This is a genomic window from uncultured Tateyamaria sp. (genome assembly GCF_947503415.1).
Taxonomy (GTDB): Bacteria; Pseudomonadota; Alphaproteobacteria; order Rhodobacterales; family Rhodobacteraceae; genus Tateyamaria.
In genome coordinates this window covers 1-758 of record NZ_CANNDS010000014.1, presented here as the reverse complement: position 1 = coordinate 758, position 758 = coordinate 1, and the positions used below count along the sequence as shown (strand labels likewise).

General features: G+C 61.3%; 1 protein-coding gene. It reads right to left on the bottom strand.

Going from position 1 to position 758, the window contains the following annotated elements; all coding sequences use genetic code 11:
• Positions 1-758, bottom strand: a 758-nt coding sequence (locus tag Q1A32_RS23920) for a calcium-binding protein (protein ID WP_299658425.1), incomplete at both ends; no start/stop codon positions are given.

The following is a 758-nucleotide window of genomic DNA, read 5'->3' as shown; positions in this document are numbered from 1 at the left end:
GCCGAAAATGAGGTCGAACCCGTCCCCGCCCGCAAACTCGTCCGCGCCCGCACCGCCGTTGATAGTGTCGTCGCCCAAGCCGCCATTGACGGTATCGCGGCCCGCGTCACCGCCCTGATCGTTGTCGTTGAACACGTCATTGCCCTGGTTCAGGGTCACATTGTCCCGCCCATTGCCGCCGTCAACCGTGTCGTTGCCGTCACCGCCACTGATCGTGTCGGCCTGATCACCCCCGAAGATGCTGTCATTGCCAGCGCCGCCAGACAGCACGTCGTTGCCGGTGCCACCGCGGAACTCGTCGGCGCCAGCGCCACCATTGATGGTATCATTGCCAAGCCCACCAAGTACCGTATCAGCACCAAGTTCACCGCCCTGATCGTTGTCGTTGAACACATCATTGCCGTCGCCCAGAACTGCCAAATCGCGACCATTGCCCCCGTCCACGGTGTCGTTGCCTGCGCCTGCGTCAACCTCGTCGGCACCGCCGCCGCCAGCAATATTGTCATTGCCGTTACCTGCCGAAATGGTGTCGGCCCCTGCCAGCCCGTTGATCAGTTCTGAAAAGTCGGTGCCGACAAGATTGTCGTCGTTTGCAGTTCCAATAATCGGGTCCTGTGGCGGGCGGTCCTGGATTGTAGCTGTGCCCGTGCTGTCTTCCGAGGCAATAAAGGTTGGGATAGAGCTCATGACGAGCGAGAATGTCTCGAGTGCTTCGTTGAGGGTGTCGCCGAGGATGTCGACGGCGACGGAGGCGACGG